A 17,494-nucleotide genomic window follows, 5' to 3' on the forward strand; every position below is an offset into this window, starting at 1 on the left:
CGGCCAGCCCATCCTCTCCCATCCCCACGATCTTAAGCCAGCGCGAGGCTGTTCCCATCTTGGCACCAAATGAATTAGAAGACGTCATGGCAAAGCAGACCCTTCTCATTCTTGGTGGAACAGGCGAAGCGCGGCGGCTCGCGGAGCGGCTTTGCACGCGCAGCACACTGCGTGTCGTCACCTCGCTTGCCGGGCGCACCCGCACACCGGAAGCCTTGCAGGGCGAGGTGCGTGTTGGCGGTTTCGGCGGCGCCGACGGGCTTGCGCGTTATCTCGAGGACGAAGGCATCGACCTGATGGTGGACGCCACGCATCCCTTCGCCGCGCGCATGGCGCGCAATGCGGCGGAAGCGGCCAGCCTGACCGGCGTGCCGCTCATCACGCTCATGCGCCCCGCTTGGCAGCCGGTCGCCGGCGACAACTGGCAGATCGCCTCCGGCATGGCCGAGGCGGCAGCGCTGCTCGGCCCTGAACCCCGGCGCGTTTTCCTCGCAATCGGCCGGCAGGAAGTGCAGGCGTTCCGCGCGGCAGCGCAGCATCATTATCTGGTGCGCAGCGTGGAGCCGGTGGAGCCCGCTCACCTGCCGCCGAACGCCCAATGCATTCTGGCGCGTGGTCCGTTCTGCGAAGACGACGAGATTGCCCTTCTCACCGAACATCGCATCGACATCGTGGTCGCCAAGAACAGCGGCGGCACCGCAACCTATGGCAAGATCGCGGCGGCGCGCAGGCTTGGTCTGCCCGTCGTCATGATCGACCGGCCAAAGCCGGCGGACGCGACCATTGTGGCCGATGTCGACGAAGCCATGGCTGCAATCGAGGCTCATCTGGCGGCTCCCCTCGCTGAGCGCGGTGCATAGACCAGCGGCGATTTGCCCGGGCGCTCGATCAGGCGTGTTTCGGGCGACCCGATGATGACACAGGTGGCCATGTCGGCCATCTCGCCACGCGCTTCCTCAAGCGGAACGATCGCCATGCGCTCGTCGGGCCGGCCCGCGGCGCGGCCGAACACGACCGGCGTGGAGGCCGGCAGAATGCCGCTCAACAGCTCGAAGGCGCGGCCAAGCTGCCAGGGCCGGGCGCGGCTGATCGGATTGTAGAGCGCGATCACGAAGCCCGCGCCGGCAGCAGCCGCAAGCCGGGTTTCGATCAGTTCCCAGGGTTTCAGATTGTCCGAAAGCGATATGGCGCAGAAATCATGGCCGAGCGGCGCACCCACGCGGGCGGCCACGGCCAGCATTGCCGTCAGCCCCGGCACGATCTCCAGATCGAGCGCGCGCCATTCCTGCGGCCCGTGTTCGATGGCCTCGCACACGGCCGCCGCCATGGCGAAAACACCCGCATCCCCACCCGAAACCACAGCCACATGCCTGCCTTGGGCCGCCATGGTGAGCGCCGCGTTCGCGCGGGCAAGCTCTTCGCGGTTGTCGGAGGCATGGCGCGTCTGGCCATCGTTCAGTTCGAGCCGGTCGAGATACGGGCCATAGCCGAAGAAATCGCTCGCCGCCGCAATCGCCGCCCGCGCCTCCGGTGTCGTCTGGGCCGGTTTTCCGGGGCCGGTGCCGATGATGACGAGACGCCCGCTCATGCCACCGCCTCGCCGGGCTTTGCCTGCCAGCCCGGTCCGAGCACAAGCGAGAAATAGGGAGCCTCATCGTCCGCCTTGTCGGCGAGCGGGGTCATGCTCGTATTGTCCATCGTGCCGCGTTCCACATAGACGGTGCCGCCAAGTCTGCCGGCGCGGGCGAGCGCCCGGCGGATTTTCGGCAGATTGCGCCCCACCTTCATGATGACGAAGGCTTCCGTGTCGCTCACGCGGCGCACAAGCTCATCTTCATCGAGCGTGCCGGGCAGGACCGTCATGATGTCGTCGCCCTGAACGATGGCGATGCCCGCCTGCGACCAGCAACCCGACATGGCGGTGATGCCCGGGATCACTTCGGTCGGATAGAGCGCGGCAAGCCGCACATGCAGATGCATGTAGGAGCCGTAGAACAGCGGGTCGCCCTCGCTCAGAACGGCGACCGTGCGCCCCGCATTCAAATGCGCTTCCACCGCCCGCGCCGACGCTTCGTAAAAGCCGGTGATGGCCGCGATGTAGCGCGGGTCGGTTTTGTCGATCTCGGTGGTGACGGGATATTCGAGCGGCAGTTCCTCGATGCCTTCCGGCAACAGCCCCTCGACCGTGCGGCGGGCATTGCCCTGACGACCGCGCTTGGCGAAATGGGCCACCACATCCGCCCGCTCCAGCGCCTTCAGCACCTTGACGGTGATGAGTTCGGGATCGCCTGGTCCTGTGCCGACGCCAATCAGGGTTCCGCTCACAGGCCCGCCCTCGCCAAAGCGTTGATGGCCGCTGCCGTCATGGCGCTGCCACCCATGCGGCCGCGCACGATGGCGAAGGGAATGCCAAGTCCGCCCTCGGCAAGGGCCTCCTTCGATTCCATCGCGCCGACGAAACCGACCGGCATGCCAATGATGGCAGCAGGCTTCGGCGCACCGGCGCGCAGCATGTCGAGCAGGTAGAAGAGTGCTGTCGGCGCATTGCCGATGGCCACCACCGCGCCCTCCATGTGCTCGCGCCACAGCTCCAGCGCGGCGGCGGAACGCGTGTTGCCGATCTCCCGCGCAAGCTCCGGCGTGCGCGCATCGCGCAAGGTGCAGATCACATCGTTTTCGGTGGGCAGCCGCGTGCGGGTGACGCCGCGCGCCACCATCTCCGCATCGCACAGGATCGGCGCTCCGGCTTTCAGCGCCGCGCGGCCAGCCGCCACAAACCCTTCGGAGAAGACGAAATGCTCCGCCGCCTCGACAAGCCCGCAGGCATGGATCATGCGGATGGCGACATCGGCCTCTTCCATGCTGAAGCGCGCGAGATCGGCCTCGGCGCGGATGATTGCGAACGACTTTTCATAGATGGCGTTGCCGTCGCGTATGTACTCGGTTTCTTGCATTCAGCCTGTCTTTCGAAGAAGGGCGGCGCGCAGCGTCTCGCCGCGCTCGATGAGGAAGGTGCGCAGGCGTTCGGAAGGTTTTGCGCCAACGGAGGAAAGGGTGCAGCCACCTTCAACCGCGATCAGGTTCACAACCGGCCCGGCGGGCTGGGCGCATCCTTTTTCGCAGGCCGAAAGGTGAAGGCGGAACGGGCCATCGGGCAGACCCGCCGCAGCCGCCTCGGCGGCAAGCGCCTTGGCATCGAACCGCGCCGAAGCGCAAGCGGGCGCCCCGGCGCAAGTCGCGATGGACAAACGCGGATCATGCCCGTCCGTGACAAAGCCAAGAGCCTCAGCCGCTCGCGACAGCGCTTCCTGCCGGGGCGCATCAAGCCCGATCAGCAGCAAGCCGCTGCGCGGCGCAAGGCGAATTTCCTCGGCATCGGATGCCGCATCGCAAAGCGTGACCAGCGCTTCCGCTGCGACCTGGCCGAAGGGCAGGGCGATCCCGAGCGCGTTTTCTCCGTCTTTCAGCGCGAACCGACCAACCGGCGCGCTGTCAGCCCGTGCGGGATGCTGCAGGGCCGGCTCAAGTCCCACCCGAAGCGCATTCTTCTGCGCCTGCGTGAAATCACGCGCCCGCCCGCCGGTCTGCGCCAGAAGGTCGAGAATGGCGAGTGCCCTGTCGCCCGCCACGCGTTCATCGCCCACGCCCAGCCAGTGTGCAGTCGCGCCATTGCCGCCGACGCCGATCAGCCATTGCCCGTCATCAGCCATGATGAGCTTTATGTCGGCTCCGATGGCGTCGAGATGCAGTGCGCTGCCAACATCGACTGTGACAGAAACCTTTGGTGCGAGCAGCGCAGCATAACCACGCTCGACCACATGCGCATTGATGCGCTCCGCAAGCGGCGGAGGAGGGGCGAGCGGTGCGGTCTCCACCGCAAAGCCATCGACGGGACCAAGATCGAGCGCATTGATTTCGCTGGCAAACAGGGGGGCGCTCTCAGCCGTCAATCCACGTATCTGCAATTTGCCGCGCGCGGTCACTTCGAGAATGCCGTTGCCGTAGCGGCCCGCCGCTTTTGCGATGCCCGCCAGCTTCTCGGGCGTCAGCGCGCCATGGGCCGGCGCAATCCGGGCGAGCAACCCGTCGCCGGTTTTCATGGGAGCGGAGAGTGTGGGGCATGCGCCGCGCCGCGTCGTCATGCCGTCGCCTCCGCAAGAAGTGCAGCCAGATCGTCATCGACGGAGTTGCGGCGCGGGTGCCAGAGGCCGCGTTTGCGGGCGGCGTGAAACCGTTCCGCCATCGCATGCGCGGCGGCAGGGTTTTCCACCAGAAGAAAATCGCGCACCCTTTCATCGCCGAGATAAGCATCGAACACGGCATCGATCAGGCTGCCTGAAACCGCATCCGTGGTCTCCGCAAAGCCGATCAGCCGGTCCACCGTTTCCGTCAGTTCCGCAGCACCGCGCGGGCCGTGGCGCAACTGGCCTTCGATGAAGCGCGGATTGACCGCACGGGCGCGCACGGTGCGGGCAATGGCCTGAGCCAGCGAACGGGCGCGCGGGCGCTGCGGGTCGGTCGTGTCGAGCACCACAAGATCGGCCTTGCCGCCCAGCGCTTCCACCGCCGCCGCGAACCCGCCGATGAAGGCCACATCCGCCGAACCTTCGAGAATGTCGCGCCCGGCATCGTCGCCGGTGTGGATGAGCATGTCGGCATCGGCCACCTGCCTTGCAAACGCGCCGTCTTCCAGCCGGCCTTCGCCCTCAGCACCGCCGAAGGCAAAGGCACCGGCGGCGAGATAGGCTTCGCCCAGCTCGGCGCGCTCCTGCCAGTCTCCGCGCGCAAGCTTTTCTTCCGGCCCCGCGCCATAGGTGCCGGGAGCGGAGCCGAAAATACGCGCCGGCGCTTTGCCGGCTTTTCGGGCGGCGCTCGCGAGCGGGTTTTCGCTGTCGTCTTCGTCACGCGCGGCCACGGCGGCAACCGCCGTATCGAGAAGCGCGATCTGCGTGGGGAACATGTCACGAAACAGGCCGGAAATGCGCCACGTCACGTCGATGCGCGGGCGGCCAAGGCTGGCTGGCGGCAAAACTTCGATGCCCGTCACACGGCCCGTCGCCTGATCCCATTGCGGGCGGCAGCCCATCAGCGCCAGCCCCTGTGCGATCTCCTCGCCGCCGGTGCGCAGGCTGGCGCTGCCCCAGAGATCGATCACCAGCGAGCGCGGCCAGTCGCCATGCTCCTGCAAATAGCCGCGCACGGCCTCGTCCGCCGCGATTCTGCCAAGCGCGGTTGCGGTCGGCGTCGGCAGCGTGCGGGGATCGGCGGTGAAGATGTTGCGGCCGGTCGGCAAAACATCGGTGCGCCCCCGCGCCGGTGCGCCGGAGGGGCCGGGCGCGATGTGCCGGCCATCGAGCGCCGCCAGAAGCGCGCGCTTTTCGCTTTCCGCGCAGGCGCGGCGTTCGGGCGCTTCATCCATGCCGCTGCCCCGGCCATAGATGTGCAGCCCGTCCTTGATGGCGAAATCTTTCAGATCGCAGAGCCAGGCGTCGATCTGCATCAGTGCTGCATCCGTGTCGCCTGTGTCCTCCACGCCCGCATCGCGGGTGAGTCCGGTGCGCTCGGCGGTTTCCACGATCAGTTGCGCCAGCCGGTCGCGGCGGCGGCGGTCCAGCCCGTCGGCCTGCGCATATTCATCCACCAGGCGCTCCAGCTCCTGCTGGTCTTGCGAAAGCCCGGCACCCGCAAGCGGCGGCGTCAGATGGCCAAGCGTGACCGCGCCAATGCGGCGCTTGGCCTGCGCGGCTTCGCCCGGATTGCTGACGATGAAGGGATAGACCACCGGCAGCGCGCCGGCCACGATTTCGGGAAAACAGGTTTCCGTCAGCGCCACGGTTTTGCCCGGCAGCCATTCCAGCGTGCCATGCGCGCCCACATGGATCAGCGCGTGGGCGCCAAGCGTCTCCCGCATCCAGTGGCCGAAAGCGACGAGCGCATGGCGCGGCGCAAGGGTCGGGTCGTGATAGTCCACGCGCCGGTCTGCCGAGCGGCCCCGGTCTGGCGCAAGCGCCACGGTGACATTGCCGAACCGCGCCGCGCGGAACGGAAAGACGCCATCTTCCGCATCGTCTTCCACCGCTCCCCAGGTGGCGAGCAGCGTTTCGCGCGCCTCTTCGGGCAGCGCATCGAAGGCGGCACGATATTCATCCAGCGAAAGCGCTTCCGAAGGCTCTTCGAGGCGCTGCATCAGCGCGCGGGGTGTCTCTGGAACGCCGGAAACCGCATACCCCGCCGCACCAAGATCGTGCAGCATGGCGAGCACGCTCGACGGCACGTCCAGCCCCACCGCATAGCCGGTGCGGCCGGGCGCGCTCGGATAATCTGGTATCAGGATGACGATGCGGCGCTCGGCCTTCGGCGTTCGGGCAAGCTTCAGATGTGCGGCGATCCGTGCCGCAACCTGCCTTATGCGCGCGGGTTCGGGTCGGTTGCGCTGAACGCCGAAGGAGAGCCCTTCATCCAGCGCCGCCTCATCCTTGAAGGAAATTGCCCCCGCCATCAGCCGGCCATCGAGTTCCGGCAGCACAACATGCATGGCTAGGTCGGCGGGTGCCAGACCGCGCTGCCCTTCCTGCCAGGCCTCGCGCCGCGTGGTGGCCGTGACCACCTGAAAAACCGGCACGCCAAACCGGTCGAACAGTGTTTTTTCGCCGGGCTCCGCGCCGCTGGAAAACGCCGTCGCGGTGATGAGCGCCTGCGACTTAAGCCGCTCGACCGCATCGCGCACGAAACCGGCGGCAACCGGGTCGCGCAGGCTGGAAACGAACACCGGTACGGCGCAAAGACCCTGTTCCTCAAGCGCCTCCATCAGCGCGTCGATGGGCGCGACATCGCTGGCAAGCAGCATGGAGCGATAAAAGAGGATCGGAACGATTGCCCTGCCGGGCTGCGCGGCGAAAAAATCTGCCTCTACAATGCCATGGTCCGGCGCATAGAAACCGGCTTTGGCGACCGGCTCGGCCTCTGGCGCTTCGATATCCTGTCCCGCAAGGCGCGCCATCTGCATGGTCAGCGCGCGCATATTGTCCGGCCCGCCCTCGCGGAAGCAGGCGAGCAGCCCCGCGCGCGCTTCCGCCGAAACGGTGGAGCGTTCGGCAAGGCGCGGGTCGTCCTGATGGCATTCGCCCGGCAGCAGCGCCAGCGCGATGCCCTTTTGCCGGGCAAGCTCCGCCAGCCGGTCGCAGCCATAGCGCCACCACTCATACCCCCCAAGCACCCGCACCAGAATCGTGCGGGCATGCGCTGCCGTGTTGTCGATCCACAGATCGACCGACATGGGGTGTCTCAAATCGCGCAGGGCGGCAAGGCGCAGCGAAGGCAGAGCCTCGCGCCCGGCCTGCCATGCAGAGGCGATCCCCGCCAGATCGCTGTCGGTAAACGACAGCGCCACCATGTCCGCCGGCAACTGCTGCAGATCGACGGGCTCGATCAGGTCGTCGAGGGAGGCGGTGGTGGTGGCGAGGATGTGCATCGGATCAGGCCGAGAGAAGGCTTTCGATGCGCGCGCGGTCGATGCCCTTGAGGCCGATCACGACGAGCCGCGTTTCGGCAGCTTCACCGGCCTTCCACGGGCGGTCGTAGTGATGCGACACGCGCGCACCGACCGCCTGCACCTGAAGACGCATGGGCTTGCCCTTCACATGGGCGAACCCCTTGAGCCGCAGAACCTCGCCGGTCCCCACCGCCGCATTGACCCGCGCTTCCAGATCTTCAGGCCGCAGAACCGGCGGCAGGTCGACAACGAATGTGTCGAAATCGTCGTGCTCATGATCGTGCGGGTCGTCGTGATGCGTCCTGCGGTTCTCAATGTCGTCTTCCACCGCGAGGCCGAGACCGAGCAGCAGCGCCGGGTCCACCTTGCCATGGGCGCTCGGCACGATCTGCACATTGCGCGACAGATGGTCTTCGATGCGGGCGCGGGCGCGCTCGTTGCCCGGCCCGTCGAGCAGATCGCTTTTCGACAGAACGATGAGATCGGCACAGGCCACCTGATCGTCGAACACCTCTTCAACCGGATCGTCATGGTCGAGCGAATCGTCGGCGGCGCGCTGCGCGGCGAGCGCATCCATATCGGTAGCCACCTGACCGTCAGCCAGCGCCGGCCCGTCCACCACGGCGATAACGCCATCGACGGTGACGCGGTTCTTGATCGCCGGCCACTGGAACGCCTGCACCAGCGGCTTCGGCAGGGCGAGACCCGAGGTCTCGATCAGAATGTGATCCACCTTCGGTTCGCGAGCCAGGATTTGGTCGAGCGCGGGCACAAAATCGTCGGCAACGGTGCAGCAAATGCAGCCATTGGCCAGTTCCAGCACGTTTTCTTCCGGGCAGGTGTCGAGCCCGCAACCCTTCAGCACTTCGCCATCGACGCCGGCATCGCCGAATTCGTTGACGATGATGGCAAGCCGCTTGCCCTTTGTGTTTTCCAGCACATTGCGGATGAGCGTTGTCTTGCCGGCACCGAGAAAGCCGGTCACGACGGTGCAGGGCACACGATTGAAGCTCGTGGTCATGGGATATCCTTCAGACGGAGTGTGGTGAGTTGGGGGATGCGGGTGAGTGACACGCAAGCCCTTTCAGGCCGCGTTCCGGCAGAGACACCATGAGTGGTGGGGAGAAGGCGCGCGATGGCGCTATCGGCAATCACAATGCACACTCCTTGCCCGGGACACCCGCCAGGCGGTCAGGATTTCAATTTCAGACGGCAGGTTTCCTGGCTCACGGGTCGCTGCGCTCTCCAGCCTTCCCAGGGGCGTGCCCCAGTGGCGTGTCAGGTGCGCTCTCCGCTTACAGTTGCGGGGACAGCTGCGGCATTGGGCAAGGCCCGCACCGCATTCCCTCTTAGCCTCCTCCCTTGAGGGAAGAGGACCGTCTACCGCGCATTTACGGCTCGCCTGCCACGTCTGTCAATGCGGGCAACAAAGCGTTTGCGGGGCGTTGCATTTCTTGTATGCTCCGCCCGCTGTCGGTTCCGCTGAAGCGGACTAGAGGGAACATGGTGCGGCGCAAAAGCGCCAAGGCCATGGCTGCCCCCGCAACTGTAAGCGGAGAGCGTTTTCCTGATCGCCACTGAGGCATGAGGCCTTGGGAAGGCTGGAGAGCGCAGCGACCCGTGAGCCAGGAAACCTGCCGACGGCCTGAAAGAAACACCATAACCCTCGGGTGGAGGGGAAAGGACCGGACATGACCTCGCGTATCGCACGCATTTTTTCCGCATTCGTTTTTTCCGCGCTCTTCGCAACCAGCGCGCAGGCGCATCACGCCATGGACGGAGAGACGCCCACGACCCTCTATGAGGGGCTCGTCTCAGGGCTCGCCCATCCGGTGATCGGGCTCGATCATCTGGCCTTCATTCTCGCCGCCGGCCTCATTGCCGCCGTTGCCGGCATGAGCCTTTTCGCACCGCTTCTTTTCGTTGCGGGTTCGCTGATCGGCGTCGGTCTGCACCTGATGCTGCTCGACCTGCCGGCCGCCGAAATCGTCATCGCGGCAAGCGTTCTTGCTGGCGGCTGGCTTCTGGCGCGCGGCAGGGCGGTGGAGAACCAAATCCTCGTCTTCGCCCTGTTTCTGGTGGTCGGCGTGTTCCATGGCTATGCCTTCGGCGAGGCCATTGTCGGCAGCGAAGAGACACCGCTCATCGCCTATCTCGCCGGTCTCGCCGTGATCCAGAGCGCCATCGCGCTCGGCGCCTACTTTCTGGTTAGGTCGTGCGGCTGGGCGGTCGAGGCCATGCAGCCCCGGCTTGCCGGCGCGGTCATTGCCGGTGTCGGCATAACGTTCCTTGCCGGACAGCTTGTCGGCTAGCCGGTCAGGCTTCGTGATGCGTTCTCTTCATCTCGTTCTGGGCGGGGCGCGCTCCGGCAAAAGCCGCCATGCCGAAACGCTGATCGAGGCTGCGTCCGCGCCCTGGCACTACATCGCCACCGCGCAGGCCTTCGATGACGAGATGCGCGAGCGCATCGCGATCCACCGCGCCCGGCGCGAAGGGGCGTGGCAGACGCACGATGTCCCGCTCGACCTGCCGGGCATGCTTGAAAAACTGCCGGCCCGCGAAACGGTTCTGATCGATTGCCTGACCCTGTGGCTCAGCAATCTGATGCTGAACAACCATGAGCCGAAACCCGCCGGCGAGGGGCTGCTGGTAGCGCTTGCCGCCAGAGAGGGAACCACGGTTCTCGTCTCCAACGAGGTTGGCTTCGGCATCGTGCCCGAAAACGCGCTGGCGCGCCGGTTCCGCGACGAGGCGGGTTTTTTGAATCAGAAGATCGCCGCTGCCGCCGACAGCGTCACGCTGGTGGTTGCCGGCCTACCCATGAAAGTGAAGTGATATGCGAGAGATCGACGCAAACGAAGCCGAACGCCACAAGGCCAAGATGATCAAACGCAAGGCCGTTCAGGATGCCGAAGTGGGCGACAAGACGGTCGAAAAGGGGCTTCTGATCGTCAATACGGGGCCGGGCAAGGGAAAATCCACCGCCGCCTTCGGGCTTGCCCTGCGCATGCTCGGCCATGGCCGCCGGGTGGGCGTCGTGCAGTTCATCAAGGGCGCGTGGCACTGCGGCGAGAAAGATGCTTTCGCGGCCTTCGGCGACCGCGTCTCGTGGCATACGATGGGCGAGGGCTTCACCTGGGAAACGCAGGACCTCGAGCGCGATATCGCCGCCGCCGAGCGGGCCTGGGGAAAGGCCGAGGAACTCATGGCCGATCCGACCATCGGTCTTGTGGTTCTCGATGAGCTGAACATCGCCCTGCGCTACGACTATCTCGATCTCGAACGCGTCGCGAAGGCACTGACCGACCGGCGTGAAGACCTTCATGTCGTCGTCACGGGACGCAACGCCAAGCCGGCGCTCACCGAGGCCGCCGATCTGGTCACGGAAATGGGGCAGATGAAGCACCATTTCGCCGCCGGAGTGAAAGCGCAGAAGGGCATCGAATTCTAGGCTCGGAACGCCATATGCCACAGGCCTGCGGCAATCACCACAAGCCCGATCAAAAGCCCGTCCGCGATCCGGTAGAGCGTGATCGCTCGGCGAATGTCGTGGGCGTTGGTTGCGCGGCGGCCACCATCTCCCATCACCGCATCCTCCACCATTTCACCGTCATAGCGGCGCGGCCCGGCAAGGGCCAGGCCGAGTGCGCCCGCCATGGCCGCTTCCGGCCAGCCGGCATTGGGCGAGCGATGGCGGTGCGCATCGCGGCGCACGGCGCTCCATGCCGCGCCTGCCGAAGCGTCGCGCATGAAGAATGCGGCGGCAATGAAGAGAAGCGCTGTCAGACGCGACGCAGGAAGGTTGATCAGATCGTCGAAACGCGCCGCCGCCCAGCCAAAATGACAATGCCGTGCGGTCTTGTGGCCGATCATGGAATCGGCCGTGTTCGCGGCTTTGTAGAGCGCGCCGCCCGCCAGTCCGCCGACCGCCAGCCAGAACACCGGCGCCACCACGCCGTCGGAACAGTTTTCGGCAAGGCTCTCGATGGCTGCGCGCGAAACGCCGGCTTCGTCGAGGCTTTCGGGATCGCGGCCAACGATTTGCGAAACCGCCCTGCGACCCTCCGCCAGCCCGCCGGTGTCGAGCCCGTCCGCCACCGCTGTCACGTGGCTTGCAAGGCTCCGTTGGGCGATCAGCGTGCTGCCGGCAAGGGCCGCGACCAGCAGCCCGGCCCAGCCGGAAAGGGTCGTCTGGATCAACCAGCCGGCCAAACCTGCGAGTGCCAGAATGGCGGCCAGCGCCAGCACACCGTTCAGCCGGCGCGCGCCGGGCGAAAGGGTTTCGACATTGCATCGAGCGTCCGCGAAGGCGATAAGACGGCCGATCCAGGTGACGGGATGGCCGATCAGGCGAAAGAGCCGCTCGGGATAACCGATGGCGAGCTCGACCAGCATGGAGGAAAGGGCGATCAGAATGGACATCGGGCCTCGATTGGCTGACCGGGCGACGGACAGGGTGACCGATCACGGCGGCAGTCTCGTCCGGGCGGCAACGCTGTTTCCAGGTGCCCCGACGCCCTGGCTCGATCTGTCCACCGGCATCAACCCGCACCCCTATCCTTTTTCGCCGCCGCCCGCCAGCGTCCTTGCGCGCCTGCCGGAAGAGGCCGACATGGCCGCGCTGGCGGATCGTGCCGCCCGATATTACGGCGCGCCGTCTGCGGCCAATGTCATCGTTGCGCCCGGAACGCAGCTTCTTCTGCCACTGGTCGCTTCACTTCCGGCGCCGGGATCGGCGCGCATTCTGGGGCCCACCTATGCCGAGCATTCGCGCGTCGCCGCGCTTGTCGGCCACAAGGTTGAGGAGGTCGACGATTTCGGCATGCTTCCAGCCGCCCGACTCGCCGTGGTGGTCAATCCCAACAATCCGGATGGACGACTGATCGGTCGCGACGAACTGCTTGAACTTGCCGAAAACATGCGCGGCAATGGTGGAATTCTGCTTGTGGACGAAGCCTTCATGGATGTTGGCCCGAGGGCAGAAAGCGTTGCCGGCGATGTGGAAATCGGCAACATCGTGGTGCTTCGCTCTTTCGGAAAATTTTTCGGCCTGGCGGGTTTGCGGCTCGGCTTCGCCCTTGCCTCCGAAGAAATCGCCCAAAGGCTTTCGGCCTGGCTGGGGCCCTGGGCTGTCGCGGGGCCGGCGCTTCATGCGGGGCTCGAAGCGCTTGACGATCGCGACTGGCAGAGTGCCATGCGGCAGGAGCTCATCAAGACGCGTACACGGCTGGATTCACTGTTCGCCCATGCTGGATTGAACATCGAGAGTGGCACGGACCTCTTTCGCTTCCTGCGCCGCCCGCATGCGGCCAAGCTTTTCGAACGTCTTGGTCGCAATGGCATTCTCGTACGGCGCTTCGCCGGACGGCCGGACTGCCTCCGTATAGGTCTTCCAGGCGAAGACCGGGATTTCGAACGTCTGCGTGCGGCGCTGGATGGTTGGAAGGGCGGAGAGGCGTAATGCTTTATGTCTGCCCCGGCGCGCATTTGCAGCGCATGCTCAAGGCAACCGGCGCACGCCACATGGTCTCGCTCATTTCGAGCGGCGAACCGCAGGCTCTGGACGATGCCAGCGCCGTGCCGAACCGCCTGCATCTCGCCATGCACGACATAGCGGATCTACGTCCTGGCCTCATCGCGCCGGCGCTCGATCATGTCGAGCGCCTGCTCGATTTCGCACAGGATTGGGATTGGCGTTCGCCGATGGTGGTGCATTGCCATGCCGGGATCAGCCGTTCCACGGCCGCAGCCTATGTCATCGCCAATGCCTTCGCGCGCGAGATGGACGAATTCGCCCTGGCGGAGATGCTGCGCGAACGCGCGCCCAGCGCTACGCCCAACCGGCGCATCGTGGCACTGGGCGACCGTCTGCTAGAGCGCGATGGCCGGATGATCAGCGCGATTCACGCGATCGGCCGGGGTGCGGAGGCGTTCGCGGGCGAGCCGTTTCATTTTCCCGCCCGCTGAATTGCCGAACGGGCCCCGGCTAGGAGGCCCGCTCGTATCGTCGGGTTCTATTCCGCCGGAGCGGTGCTCGGCGCAGGTGGTGTTTCCCAGCCGTGGTCGCTCAGATCCGCAATGGTTTCGCCACTGTCGTGCCAGCCCTGAATCTCTGCCTCGCTGGCACGCGGCGAGAAGAAGCCCGTATAGGCGTAGGCGAGACCGATCACCGGCGACAGCCAGCAGGCGAAGGCGAGCGGTATATAGAGCAGGTTCTCCAGATGACCGTCGGAAACGCCGAGCGCCAGTGCGCTGATCACGAACGCACCACCCGCATTCCACGGAACGAGCGGCGAGATCAAAGTGCTGCCTTCCTCGATCGCCCGCGATAGGTTGAGCGTGGAATAGCCCATGCCGCGATAAACCGGTGCATACATGCGCCCGGGCAATGCGATGGAAAGATAGGGGTCGCCCGCCACCAGATTGGTCGCCATGGAGGTGCCGACCGCTGCAGTCTGGATGCCGGCAAAGCTGCGCACCTGGGTCATGATCGCTTTGATAATGGTCTCGAGGCAGCCGGTTTTCTCCAGCGCGCCGCCAAAGCCGAGCGCGATCAGAACCAGTGAGATCGTCCACATCATCGACTGGATTCCGCCGCGATTGAGCAGCGAGTCGATTTCGCTGACGCCGGTGTCGATCTTGTAGCCGCTATTGGCATAGGTGAAGACATCGTGCAGCCCCACGCCCTGCGCGATCATCGCCGTCAGGCCGCCAGCCAGAACGCCGGCAAAAAGAGACGGGATCGGCGGCATGCGCTTCACCGCCAGCGCGATCACCAGAATGGCCGGCAGAAGGAGCCAGGGCGAAATCACGAAATTTTCCTGGAGCGACGAGGTGATCGCGGTGATCTTTTCGAAGGACGCACCGCCCGATTCGATCAACGCATAACCGGCGAACAAATAGATGCCGAGCGCGATGAGCATGGAAGGAATGGTCGTCGGCATCATGTTCTTGATGTGCGAGAACACGTCTACACCCGTCACCGCCGGCGCCAGGTTGGTGGTGTCGGAGAGCGGCGAGACCTTGTCGCCGAAGAACGCGCCGGAAACCACCGCGCCCGCCGTCCAGTAGACGGGAATGCCGAACCCGGCGCCAATACCCATCAGCGCCAGGCCGACCGTGCCGACCGTGCCCCATGAGGTGCCGAGCGACAGCGAAACGACCGCGCATAAGAGCATGGCCGCGGCGAGGAATATCTGCGGCGACAGAATTGTGAGGCCGTAATAGATCAGTGTCGGCACGGTGCCGCTCGCGATCCACACGCCGATGATCATACCGACCGTGATGAGCACCGAGACGGAAGGCAGCGACACATGAATGACGTGGAACACGCCTTTTTCGATATCTTCCCAGTCGAAACCCAGCTTGATGCCGACAAGGCCGGTGATGGCCAGGCCGATGGCCAAAGGCACATGCGGCGTGAAGTCGTCGAAGTAGAAGAGCTGTACGCCGAGCACGATGAGCGTAAGCAACACCGGCGTCAGCGCGAGCGGTAAGCTCGGCAGGGCCTTTTGCGAGGACGACATGTCTCTCTCCCATTAATGTTCGTCGAAGGCGCGTTTGGGCCGCGCTCTTGTTTTCATGACGATAACAGGAGGGGAAAATCGTTTGGTCTTAATTTGCTATTTTTAAGGTCTAAACGACTAAATTTTCCAAAATTTATGGATCGGTTCAGGCTTAAAACAGATTCAGCTTAGAGATTTCGTCGTTTCATAGCCGGTCCGGACCGTTCATAACGTTCCGGTTCCAGCAAGAATTTCCGCAGTGAGGCGGAAGGATTTCAACCTTGCATCGTGATCGTGAATCTGTCCGGTGACGATGACTTCGTCGGGCTCGTAGCGCGCAATAAATCCGTTCAGCGCATCGCGCACCGTGTCTGGGCTGCCGGCCGCCGTGCAGGCAAGCGCTTGGGCCACGCCTGCGGCGATGGTGGGCTCGAAGGTTTCCTCCACATTCTCCACCGGGCGGGGCAGGGGCCCCGGTCGCCCGGTGCGCAGATTGGCAAAGGCCTGTTGCATGGACGTTTTAAGAAACTGCCCCTCCGCGTCCGTGTCGGCGGCAAACACGTTGAGCGCCATCATGAAATGCGGCTTTTCCAAATGTTCGGAGGGCCGGAATGTCTGGCGGTAAACCTCAATTGCCTGTTCCAGCGCGGCAGGCGCGAAGTGCGAGGCAAACGCGTAGGGAAGGCCGAGATGGGCTGCAAGTTGTGCGCCATAGAGACTGGAACCGAGAATCCAGACCGGCACATGCGTGTCGCGTCCGGGGATGGCGCGCACTTTTTGGCCGGGTTGGTCCCTGCCCAGATAGGTCATCAGTTCCATGACGTCGCGCGGGAAACCGTCGCCATCCTCCAGCCCTCGCCGGAGCGCCCGCGCCGTCGCCATGTCGGTGCCGGGTGCACGACCGAGGCCAAGGTCGATGCGGTCGGGATAAAGCGTGGCGAGCGTGCCGAATTGCTCGGCGACGATCAGGGGTGCGTGGTTGGGCAGCATCACGCCGCCCGCGCCGACGCGGATGGTGCTTGTCGCCGCCGCCACCTGACCGATCAGCACCGCCGTGGCCGCGCTGGCAATGCCGGCCATGTTGTGATGCTCGGCGAGCCAAAAGCGGCGATACCCCCAGCTTTCGGCGTTGCGGGCGAGGTCGAGCGTGTTGCGCAGGGCGTCTTCAACGCTCGATCCGTCAGGGACGGGAGCCAGGTCTAGAACGGAAAAGGGGATCATCTGGGAAGCTCCGGAGAGGAAGTCACTTTCCGGCATATGGGGGCGTTCGGCGTCGATCCAAGGGGTGGGCTCTCAGCCGATGTCGATCGTATGGTCGCTGGCAAGGCGGTCGATTTCTTCGGGTGTAAAGCCGGCGGCCTCCAGCACCGCTTTCGTGTCCGCGCCCAGCGCCGGTGCCGGATGGTGCAGCCGGCAGGGTGTGCGACTCAGTTTCACCGGAAAGCCCAGCATGCGGATTGGCCCGTGATCCGGCTGGTCCACCTCGATCACCATTTCCTGCGCGCGCGTCTGTGGGTCGTCCAGCGCCTCGGCCAGATTCTGTACCTTTCCGCATGGCACACCGGCGGCATTGAGGCGGGCGATCCAGGCCTCCTGCGTGTCGGATCCGACAGCCCCGTCAATCATCTGATTGAGTTCGAGGCGTCGGGCGAAGCGCTTCTCATTGGTGTCGTAACGCGGATCTTCCAGCAGGTGACCGAGCCCCACCGCATCGAGGAACCGCTTCAGGATCACATCGTTCGACGGCGCTACGGCGATCTCTCCGTCATCGGCCCTGAAAAGTCCGTAGGGCGCGACCAGCGGATGGTCGTTGCCGGTGCGGGCGGGCAGATTCCCGGTGGTGAAGTATTCGGACGCAAGATAAGCCATCATGCTGATCGCGCCGTTCATCATCGCGGTTTCCACATGCTGTCCCGAGCCGTTCAGATCGCGGGCGCGCAGCGCGCTGACGATGCCGAACGCGCAATAGAGCCCGGCGACCAGATCGGTAATCGGTTGCGCAACGCGCATCGGCTCGGTGCCGTCCGCGCCGTTGACGCTCATCAGCCCGCTCATGGCCTGGGCGATGAAGTCGAACGCGGGACGTTTCACATAGGGACCTGTCGAGCCGTAGCCGTTCACATTGGCGGTTACCAGGCGGGGGTTGAGATCCTTCAGGCGGTCTTCGGCGAAGCCCATTTTTGCCATCACGCCGGGGCGGAAATTGTCGATGAGCACGTCCGCGCCAACGATCAGGCGTTCCAGAACTTTCCGTCCGCGTTCGCTGTAGAGATCGATAACGACCGACTTCTTGTTGCGGTTGAAACTTGCATAGTACGCCGAGAACCCTCCGCGAAGCGTCCCCTGCTCACGGATCGGATCGCCCTTGGCAGGCTCTACCTTGATGACCTCGGCGCCCATGTCGCCGAGCATCATCGTACAGAAGGGACCCGAAAGAACGCGCGTCAGGTCGATCACCTTGATGCCATCGAGCGGGGCTTTCATCTCGGTCATGTCG

At 65.0% G+C, this 17,494-nt stretch carries 16 protein-coding genes and 2 riboswitches; of the genes, 6 read left to right on the top strand and 10 right to left on the bottom strand.

All coding sequences use genetic code 11. The annotated features are described in order from the left end of the window. The first annotated feature begins 86 nt into the window (after positions 1-86). On the top strand, positions 87-860 hold the full coding sequence (locus QZ638_RS00605; protein ID WP_295805752.1) for a cobalt-precorrin-6A reductase: 774 nt from the start codon (positions 87-89) through the stop codon (positions 858-860). Here the strand turns inward: QZ638_RS00605 and QZ638_RS00610 are convergent. The 6 genes from QZ638_RS00610 to cobW are packed head-to-tail and all read right to left on the bottom strand — an operon-like array spanning position 824 to position 8,513. Continuing rightward, a complete protein-coding gene (locus QZ638_RS00610) occupies positions 824-1,588 on the bottom strand; it encodes a precorrin-3B C(17)-methyltransferase (protein ID WP_295805753.1) in 765 nt (254 codons plus the stop codon). The genes QZ638_RS00605 and QZ638_RS00610 overlap by 37 nt on opposite strands. Beyond that, positions 1,585-2,325 carry a precorrin-2 C(20)-methyltransferase gene (locus QZ638_RS00615; protein WP_295805754.1) on the bottom strand — a complete coding sequence of 247 codons (741 nt, stop codon included), beginning with the start codon at positions 2,323-2,325 and terminating at the stop codon, positions 1,585-1,587. Before QZ638_RS00615 ends, QZ638_RS00610 begins: the two co-directional genes overlap by 4 nt. Further along, the gene (locus QZ638_RS00620; protein WP_295805756.1) at positions 2,322-2,954 is read right to left on the bottom strand and encodes a precorrin-8X methylmutase; all 633 of its coding nucleotides are present in this window, start codon (positions 2,952-2,954) and stop codon (positions 2,322-2,324) included. The genes QZ638_RS00615 and QZ638_RS00620 overlap by 4 nt, the downstream gene beginning before the upstream one ends. Then, positions 2,955-4,142 carry a precorrin-3B synthase gene (gene cobG, locus QZ638_RS00625; protein WP_295805758.1) on the bottom strand — a complete coding sequence of 396 codons (1,188 nt, stop codon included), beginning with the start codon at positions 4,140-4,142 and terminating at the stop codon, positions 2,955-2,957. It abuts the gene before it with no gap. Further along, positions 4,139-7,471, bottom strand: a complete 3,333-nt coding sequence (gene cobN, locus QZ638_RS00630) for a cobaltochelatase subunit CobN (protein ID WP_295805760.1) — start codon at positions 7,469-7,471, stop codon at positions 4,139-4,141. The genes cobG and cobN overlap by 4 nt, the downstream gene beginning before the upstream one ends. A 4-nt stretch (positions 7,472-7,475) precedes the next feature. Beyond that, positions 7,476-8,513: a cobalamin biosynthesis protein CobW gene (gene cobW / locus QZ638_RS00635; RefSeq protein WP_295805761.1), complete on the bottom strand. Its 1,038-nt coding sequence runs from the start codon at positions 8,511-8,513 to the stop codon at positions 7,476-7,478. Positions 8,514-8,685: 172 nt separating this feature from the next. Continuing rightward, positions 8,686-8,888: riboswitch (cobalamin riboswitch) on the bottom strand. 61 nt (positions 8,889-8,949) lie between these two features. Beyond that, a riboswitch (cobalamin riboswitch) is annotated at positions 8,950-9,149 on the top strand. 34 nt (positions 9,150-9,183) lie between these two features. On the opposite strand from cobW, the gene QZ638_RS00640 reads away from it, so the two are divergent. Genes QZ638_RS00640 through cobO form a run of 3 tightly spaced genes read left to right on the top strand, consistent with a single transcriptional unit; the run spans position 9,184 to position 10,943 of the window. Then, the gene (locus QZ638_RS00640; RefSeq protein ID WP_295805762.1) at positions 9,184-9,804 is read left to right on the top strand and encodes a HupE/UreJ family protein; all 621 of its coding nucleotides are present in this window, start codon (positions 9,184-9,186) and stop codon (positions 9,802-9,804) included. 16 nt (positions 9,805-9,820) lie between these two features. Continuing rightward, positions 9,821-10,327: a bifunctional adenosylcobinamide kinase/adenosylcobinamide-phosphate guanylyltransferase gene (gene cobU / locus QZ638_RS00645; RefSeq protein ID WP_295805763.1), complete on the top strand. Its 507-nt coding sequence runs from the start codon at positions 9,821-9,823 to the stop codon at positions 10,325-10,327. A gap of 1 nt (position 10,328) precedes the next feature. Beyond that, a complete protein-coding gene (gene cobO, locus QZ638_RS00650) occupies positions 10,329-10,943 on the top strand; it encodes a cob(I)yrinic acid a,c-diamide adenosyltransferase (protein WP_295805765.1) in 615 nt (204 codons plus the stop codon). On the opposite strand, the gene cbiB is transcribed toward cobO, so the two are convergent. Continuing rightward, positions 10,940-11,914 carry an adenosylcobinamide-phosphate synthase CbiB gene (gene cbiB / locus QZ638_RS00655; protein WP_295805766.1) on the bottom strand — a complete coding sequence of 325 codons (975 nt, stop codon included), beginning with the start codon at positions 11,912-11,914 and terminating at the stop codon, positions 10,940-10,942. The two genes, cobO and cbiB, sit on opposite strands and share 4 nt — an antisense overlap. Here cbiB and cobD point away from each other — a divergent pair. Together cobD and QZ638_RS00665 are read left to right on the top strand one after the other, a co-directional pair. Beyond that, positions 11,907-12,953 (top strand): threonine-phosphate decarboxylase CobD, encoded by a 1,047-nt coding sequence (cobD, locus tag QZ638_RS00660; RefSeq protein WP_295805767.1) that lies wholly within the window; start codon positions 11,907-11,909, stop codon positions 12,951-12,953. The genes cbiB and cobD overlap by 8 nt on opposite strands. Next, on the top strand, positions 12,953-13,459 hold the full coding sequence (locus QZ638_RS00665) for a tyrosine protein phosphatase (RefSeq protein ID WP_295805768.1): 507 nt from the start codon (positions 12,953-12,955) through the stop codon (positions 13,457-13,459). The genes cobD and QZ638_RS00665 overlap by 1 nt, the downstream gene beginning before the upstream one ends. 47 nt (positions 13,460-13,506) lie before the next feature. Here the strand turns inward: QZ638_RS00665 and nhaC are convergent, their stop codons facing one another. From nhaC to QZ638_RS00680, 3 genes are all read right to left on the bottom strand, one after another. Then, positions 13,507-15,018 (bottom strand): Na+/H+ antiporter NhaC, encoded by a 1,512-nt coding sequence (nhaC, locus tag QZ638_RS00670; RefSeq protein ID WP_295805770.1) that lies wholly within the window; start codon positions 15,016-15,018, stop codon positions 13,507-13,509. A 204-nt stretch (positions 15,019-15,222) separates the two neighbouring features. Beyond that, complete coding sequence (locus QZ638_RS00675) at positions 15,223-16,218, bottom strand: LLM class flavin-dependent oxidoreductase (RefSeq protein ID WP_295805772.1); 996 nt, start codon at positions 16,216-16,218, stop codon at positions 15,223-15,225. 72 nt (positions 16,219-16,290) lie between these two features. Continuing rightward, positions 16,291-17,490 (bottom strand): CoA transferase, encoded by a 1,200-nt coding sequence (locus QZ638_RS00680; protein WP_295805774.1) that lies wholly within the window; start codon positions 17,488-17,490, stop codon positions 16,291-16,293. Between the last annotated feature and the right edge of the window lie 4 nt (positions 17,491-17,494).

The sequence above is a fragment of the uncultured Nitratireductor sp. genome (assembly GCF_913053745.1).
GTDB lineage: Bacteria > Pseudomonadota > Alphaproteobacteria > Rhizobiales > Rhizobiaceae > Nitratireductor.

Coding starts and splice junctions, on each gene's coding strand:
- QZ638_RS00605 (WP_295805752.1), top strand. CDS start 87: ATGGCAAAGCAGACCCTTCTCATTCTTGGTGGAACAGGCGAAGCGCGG.
- QZ638_RS00610 (WP_295805753.1), bottom strand. CDS start 1,588: ATGAGCGGGCGTCTCGTCATCATCGGCACCGGCCCCGGAAAACCGGCC.
- QZ638_RS00620 (WP_295805756.1), bottom strand. CDS start 2,954: ATGCAAGAAACCGAGTACATACGCGACGGCAACGCCATCTATGAAAAG.
- cobG (WP_295805758.1), bottom strand. CDS start 4,142: ATGACGACGCGGCGCGGCGCATGCCCCACACTCTCCGCTCCCATGAAA.
- cobN (WP_295805760.1), bottom strand. CDS start 7,471: ATGCACATCCTCGCCACCACCACCGCCTCCCTCGACGACCTGATCGAG.
- cobW (WP_295805761.1), bottom strand. CDS start 8,513: ATGACCACGAGCTTCAATCGTGTGCCCTGCACCGTCGTGACCGGCTTT.
- QZ638_RS00640 (WP_295805762.1), top strand. CDS start 9,184: ATGACCTCGCGTATCGCACGCATTTTTTCCGCATTCGTTTTTTCCGCG.
- cobU (WP_295805763.1), top strand. CDS start 9,821: ATGCGTTCTCTTCATCTCGTTCTGGGCGGGGCGCGCTCCGGCAAAAGC.
- cobO (WP_295805765.1), top strand. CDS start 10,329: ATGCGAGAGATCGACGCAAACGAAGCCGAACGCCACAAGGCCAAGATG.
- cobD (WP_295805767.1), top strand. CDS start 11,907: ATGGACATCGGGCCTCGATTGGCTGACCGGGCGACGGACAGGGTGACC.
- cbiB (WP_295805766.1), bottom strand. CDS start 11,914: ATGTCCATTCTGATCGCCCTTTCCTCCATGCTGGTCGAGCTCGCCATC.
- QZ638_RS00665 (WP_295805768.1), top strand. CDS start 12,953: ATGCTTTATGTCTGCCCCGGCGCGCATTTGCAGCGCATGCTCAAGGCA.
- nhaC (WP_295805770.1), bottom strand. CDS start 15,018: ATGTCGTCCTCGCAAAAGGCCCTGCCGAGCTTACCGCTCGCGCTGACG.
- QZ638_RS00675 (WP_295805772.1), bottom strand. CDS start 16,218: ATGATCCCCTTTTCCGTTCTAGACCTGGCTCCCGTCCCTGACGGATCG.
- QZ638_RS00680 (WP_295805774.1), bottom strand. CDS start 17,490: ATGACCGAGATGAAAGCCCCGCTCGATGGCATCAAGGTGATCGACCTG.